The sequence below is a fragment of the Pseudomonas sp. NDM genome (assembly GCF_003105095.1).
Classification (GTDB): Bacteria; Pseudomonadota; Gammaproteobacteria; order Pseudomonadales; family Pseudomonadaceae; genus Aquipseudomonas; species Aquipseudomonas moraviensis_A.
On the sequence record NZ_QETJ01000234.1, the window covers coordinates 1 to 5,630 of the forward strand.

Annotated in this window: 5 protein-coding genes; 1 reads left to right on the top strand and 4 read right to left on the bottom strand. The window is 61.2% G+C overall.

The features are described 5' to 3' along the window. Nucleotides 1-76 precede the first annotated feature (76 nt). On the bottom strand, nt 77-2,578 hold the full coding sequence (gene plsB, locus DCO47_RS25340) for a glycerol-3-phosphate 1-O-acyltransferase PlsB (RefSeq protein ID WP_065615293.1): 2,502 nt from the start codon (nt 2,576-2,578) through the stop codon (nt 77-79). A gap of 238 nt (nt 2,579-2,816) precedes the next feature. Between plsB and DCO47_RS25345 the strand changes: the two genes are divergently transcribed. Continuing rightward, nucleotides 2,817-3,026 (top strand): cold-shock protein, encoded by a 210-nt coding sequence (locus tag DCO47_RS25345; protein WP_007908870.1) that lies wholly within the window; start codon nt 2,817-2,819, stop codon nt 3,024-3,026. A 91-nt stretch (nt 3,027-3,117) separates the two neighbouring features. Here the strand turns inward: DCO47_RS25345 and DCO47_RS25350 are convergent, their stop codons facing one another. From DCO47_RS25350 to dapE, 3 genes are all read right to left on the bottom strand, one after another. Continuing rightward, a complete protein-coding gene (locus DCO47_RS25350; RefSeq protein WP_064364265.1) occupies nt 3,118-3,495 on the bottom strand; it encodes a hypothetical protein in 378 nt (125 codons plus the stop codon). Nucleotides 3,496-3,570: 75 nt separating this feature from the next. After that, entirely contained in the window at nt 3,571-4,380 is an 810-nt protein-coding gene (locus tag DCO47_RS25355) for a putative RNA methyltransferase (RefSeq protein WP_042606969.1), read from the bottom strand. Continuing rightward, entirely contained in the window at nt 4,380-5,531 is a 1,152-nt protein-coding gene (gene dapE / locus DCO47_RS25360; RefSeq protein ID WP_042606970.1) for a succinyl-diaminopimelate desuccinylase, read from the bottom strand. Before dapE ends, DCO47_RS25355 begins: the two co-directional genes overlap by 1 nt. Nucleotides 5,532-5,630 lie beyond the last annotated feature (99 nt).

The following is a 5,630-nucleotide window of genomic DNA, read 5'->3' on the forward strand; positions in this document are numbered from 1 at the left end:
AGCGGTGTGTCAGACGACACTGATGTTGACAGAAAAACCGCTATCGCGAGCAGGCTCACTCCTACAGGGATTTGCGTCAGGCTTCCGGCAACGCGGTAATCTGCTCCGCCGCATCTTCACTGCGGTGCAGCGCGACCTGGCGGATCGACAGGCGAATTTCCGCCGGCAACACGCGCTTGGCCGCGCCTTCGGCCAGCTCGCCAAGCAGTTCGTGGTAGCTGAGCTTGCCGGCTTCGTCGCGGCGCAGTACGTCGAGGTCGAGCAGGGTCTGGATGAAATGGCGGAACAGGCTCTTGTCGAAAAACTCCGGGGCGTTCAAGCCGTGGAGGATCGACAGGCGCTGGGCCATGACCGTGCACAAGTCTTCCAGCTCTTCGGCGCTGATGCTGTTCTGGCCGCTGTTGAGCAGCAGGGACACGGTCATGTAGAAACGCTGCAAGGTCTGCGCGATGCTTTTCGACAGCAGCGTCAGCAGCACGAAATGCCGCGAACTCGGTGCCGGACGCAGATAAACATCCTTCTCGAAACGCAGCAGGCCCTGTTCGACGAACGCTTCCAGCCATTGATCGATCACCGCGTCGAGTTCGTCCAGGCTCCAACGGATGAACAGCTCCGATTGCAGGTACGGATACAGCGCGCGGGTATAGCGCAGGATCTGCTCGCGGCTCATGCGCGAGGTGCTCTGGAAGAAACTCGCCAGCAACGAGGGCAGGGCGAAAATGTGCAGGACGTTGTTGCGGTAATAAGTCATCAGGACGGCGTTCTGCTCGTCCAGATACAGAATCTTGCCCAGCGCATCGTTCTGCTCGGCGAGCAGATCCATGTCTTTCACATGCTCGATCAGCGCACGGCCATCGCCTTCCGGCAAGGTGGTGTGCGGCGAATACGGGACTTTGCGCAGCAGCGCCAGATACAGATCCAGCACCCGTGCCATGGCGCGATCGTCCAGGGCCAGACGCGTGGTCGACAGCAGCGCCAGCGCCACCAGATTGACCGGGTTGATCGCCGCCGCTTCGTTCAGGTGCCGAGCGACCTTCTCGCCGAGGCGGTTGGTGGTTTCGTTGAGCCACGCCGGTTTGAACTGCGGGCCGAGTTCCTGCTGGCGCCAGTCCGGTTGCTCGGCGTCGAGGAATTCCGCCAGTTTGATCGGCTCACCGAAGTTCACCGCGACCTGACCAAAGCGCTGCTTCAGCGCGCCGATCACTTTGAAGATGTCGAAGATCGACTCTTTCTTCTTGCTCGCCCCGCGCAGCTCGCCCAGATAGGTGCGCCCTTCGAGCACGCGCTCGTAACCGATGTACACCGGGACGAACACGATCGGCATCCGCGACGAACGCAGGAAACTGCGCAGAGTAATCGCGAGCATGCCGGTTTTCGGTTGCAGCATGCGTCCGGTGCGCGAGCGGCCGCCCTCGACGAAATACTCGACCGGGAAACCTTTGGTGAACAGGGTGTGCAGGTATTCGTTGAACACCGAGGTGTACAACGGATTGCCCTTGAACGTGCGACGCATGAAAAACGCGCCGCCACGGCGCAGCAGGCTGCCGATCACCGGCATGTTGAGGTTGATCCCGGCGGCGATGTGCGGCGGGGTCAGACCGTTGCGGAACAGCAGATACGAGAGCAGCAGATAGTCGATGTGGCTGCGATGGCATGGCACGTAGATCACTTCGTGACCTTGCGCGACGTTCTGAACGCCCTCGATGTGGTTGACCTTGATGCCGTCGTAGATCTTGTTCCAGAACCAGCTCAGCACCACTTCGAGAAAACGAATCGCGGTGTAGGTGTAGTCCGAGGCAATCTCGTTGCCGTAGCGCAGGGCTTGAGCCTTGGCTTTTTCCGGGGAGATATTTTCGCGCTCGGCTTCGTCGAGGATCGCCTGTTTGACCAGCGGCTGGTTGAGCAGGCCCTTGACCAGATTGCGCCGGTGGGAAATGTCCGGGCCGATCACTGCGGCTTTCAGGTTGCGGAAGTGCACCCGCAGGATGCGCTGAGCCATACGCACGGTGCGTTCGTGGCCCTTGTTGTGATCGATCAGCTCACGCAGATGAATCGGCGCGGAAAACTGCACGCGGGTCTTACGCCCGAGGACGATGATGCTCAGCAGCCGGCGCAGGCGTCCGGTAACGGCCCAACTGTCGGCGAACAACAGTTTCCACGGGCTGTTTTCGCTGTCCGGCGACTGACCCCAGAACACGCTGACCGGAATGATCTGCGCGTCTTCGGCAGCGTTCTGCGTCAGCGCGCTGACCAGACGGGTCAGGGTCGGCGGCGCACCGCGTTTGTCCTGGCGGCCGAGCCAGTCCGGGTCCGGGGTCAGATAGAAAAACGCCGCCGGCTCGATCAACGAACCCACCGACACTGCCAGCACCGGACGCGGCAGGCCGGCCTTGGTGCACTCGGTGTCGACCACCGCCAGATCGGTCAGCGAGGGGTTTTGCAGGACGTAGAACACCGGACGACTGCGGTCGAGGTTGAGGGTGAACGACGACTGATTGATGGTCTCGGAGCGAACCCAGAGATACAGCAGGCGGCGCAGGGTGCCAAACACAAGACGGCGGAACGGGGAACGGGTCATACGGCTTCTGCGTGAGTGAATAGAACCGAGCGATTGCTCAAGTGGGCGACAGTTTGCCGGATTCACCGAAAATCGGCAAAAAAGCGCCGAACTAATCTCCTGTTGAGAGTTTCTGCGCCTGTCATATACTCGGCGCTCTGTTGCCGGTGCCCTGTCATGGACGTCGGACGCAGGCTGACGTTCCTCGAAGGCTTTCCTGCGAAAAGCCTGTTCAATAATAAAAAAGGAGTATGAACAGATGGCAACACGTGAAACCGGCAACGTGAAGTGGTTCAACGACGCCAAAGGCTACGGCTTTATCCAGCGCGAAGACGGGGTGGACGTGTTCGTGCACTACCGCGCGATTCGCGGCGAAGGGCATCGCTCGCTGACCGAAGGTCAACAGGTCGAGTACGCGGTGATTACCGGCGAGAAGGGCTTGCAGGCTGAGGATGTTGTAGGCCTGTAACCTTGAAGACCAAAAGATCGCAGCCTCCGGCAGCTCCTACAGGTGTACACATGACCCCGTAGGAGCTGCCGAAGGCTGCGATCTTTTGCTTTCAGGCAGTTTTCCAGGTGATTTCTTCTTCTCCGTCTGCGCTGATACGAATCCAGCGATCGGCGGTTTCTTCACCCTCTTCTTCGACCCACGTTCCCGGTGCGCAACGCACTTCGACGTTCAGCGCGGCAAAGGCTGCGCGGGCGCAGGCGATGTCATCGTCCCAAGGCGTCTGGTCGCTTTCCAGGTACAGACTGTTCCACTTGCCCACGGCCTTCGGCAGCCAGGTCACCGGTACGTTGCCGGCCTTGCACTTGTACGTCTGGCCTTTCTGCACCCAGTCGCTGCACGGGCCCAGCGCTGCGCCGAGCCAGGCGGAAATGGCCTTGTGGTCGACGTCGGCGTCTTTCAGGTAAATCTCGATGTCCGGTTGGCGCATGGATGTCCTCACTGCGGGTCTGAAAAATCCATTCGCGGATTTAGCCGGCCCCGGGCCTGTGCCCGAGACCAAAAGTTATTGAAGAACGAAATAATCGTAGCGCATCGACACGGTGGTCTCGAACGGCTCGGCCTGTTCGATCACGGCCGCGCGACGCTCGGCACTGGCACGCCAGCCGTGGGGTGTCATCGCCAACAGGTTGGCGCGATCCTCAGGCTTGTCCAGGGTCAGCTTGAATTCCAGCGTCTCGCTATGGGCCAGCGCCATGCCGGCCGGCACCAGAGCCAGGTGCTTGTCGTCGGTGTACTCGCGCACCTCGTCGTACAGACGCTCGCGCAATTCCATCAGATGGCCACGGGTCGGGCCGACTTTCATCAGGCCGCCGCCGACGCTGAGCAGACGCTTGGCTTCCTCCCAGTCCAACGGACTGAAGACGCTGGCGAGAAACTGGCAACTGCCCGAAGCCAACGGCACTCGGGCCATGCTGGCAATCAACCAGGTAATCGCCGGGTTGCGCTTGCAGGCGCGTTTGACGGCTTCGCGGGAAATGTCCAGCGCATAGCCATCAGCATGGGGCAAAGCCTCGGCGATTTGCGCGGTGTAATAACCCTCGCCACAGCCGATGTCGACCCAGCGCTCCGGGGCAAAACTGGCCGCCAATTCAGCCAGACGTTTAGCGACTGGCGCGTAATGTCCGGCGTTGAGGAAATCACGTCGCGCTTCGACCATCGCCTGATTGTCGCCCGGGTCGCGGCTGTTCTTGTGCTGCACCGGCAGCAGGTTCAGATAACCCTGACGCGCACGGTCGAATCGATGCCCGGCGGGGCAGACCACGCCGTTGTCCACCGCATTGAGCGGTTCACTGCAAATCGGACACGCGAGCATCAGGCGAGCAACTTGATCAGGGTCTGGTAGTAAATCTCGGTCAGTACATCGAGATCCGCCGCCAGCACGCGCTCGTTGACCTGGTGAATGGTCGCGTTGACCGGGCCCAGTTCAACCACTTGCGTGCCCATGGTCGCGATGAAGCGGCCATCGGAGGTGCCGCCGCTGGTCGACGCCTTGGTTTCGCGACCGGTGATGTCCCTGATGCTCGACGACACCGCATCGAGCAGCGCGCCCGGCTCGGTGAGGAATGGCAGGCCGGACAGCGCCCAGTCGATGTGCCAGTCCAGACCATGTTTGTCGAGGATATCGGCAACGCGCTTCTGCAGGCCTTCGACAGTCGATTCGGTGGAAAAGCGGAAGTTGAACACCGCCACCAGATCGCCCGGGATCACGTTGGTCGCGCCGGTACCGGAATTGAGGTTGGAAACCTGGAAACTGGTCGGCGGGAAGAAGTCGTTACCATTGTCCCAGTGCTCGGCGGCCAGTTCGGCCAGCGCCGGAGCGGCGAGGTGAATCGGGTTCTTCGCCAGGTGCGGGTAGGCCACATGACCCTGCACGCCTTTGACCGTGAGCTTGGCGCCGAGGGAACCGCGACGGCCGTTTTTCACCACATCGCCGACCAGCGTGGTGCTCGACGGCTCGCCAACGATGCACCAGTCCAGACGCTCGTTGCGCGCTACCAGACGCTCGACCACTGCTTTGGTGCCGTGATGCGCCGGGCCTTCTTCGTCGCTGGTGATCAGGAACGCGACCTTGCCTTTATGATTCGGGTAATCGGCGACGAAACGCTCGGCGGCGACGGTCATCGACGCCAGGCTGCCTTTCATGTCCGCCGCGCCACGGCCACAGAGCATGCCGTGTTCGTCGATCACGGCGTTGAACGGGTCGATCTGCCACGCCGTTACCGGGCCGGTCGGCACCACGTCGGTGTGACCGGCGAAGCACAGCACCGGGCCATCGTTGTTGCCGTGGGTCGCCCAGAAGTTATCCACATCTTCGATGCGCATCGGCTCAAGAGTGAAACCGGCGTCGCCCAGGCGCTGCATCATCTGCTTCTGGCAGTCGGCGTCGACCGGGGTCACGGAGGGACGGCGGATCAGGTCGATGGCCAGTTGAAGGGTCGGCGATAGGTCGGCGTGGGCCGTCATGGAAAACTCCGAAGATCATGAATGTGGGCGCGGACAACTGTAGGAGTGAGCCTGCTCGCGATAGCGGTTAATCAGTCAACATACATATCGACTGTTACA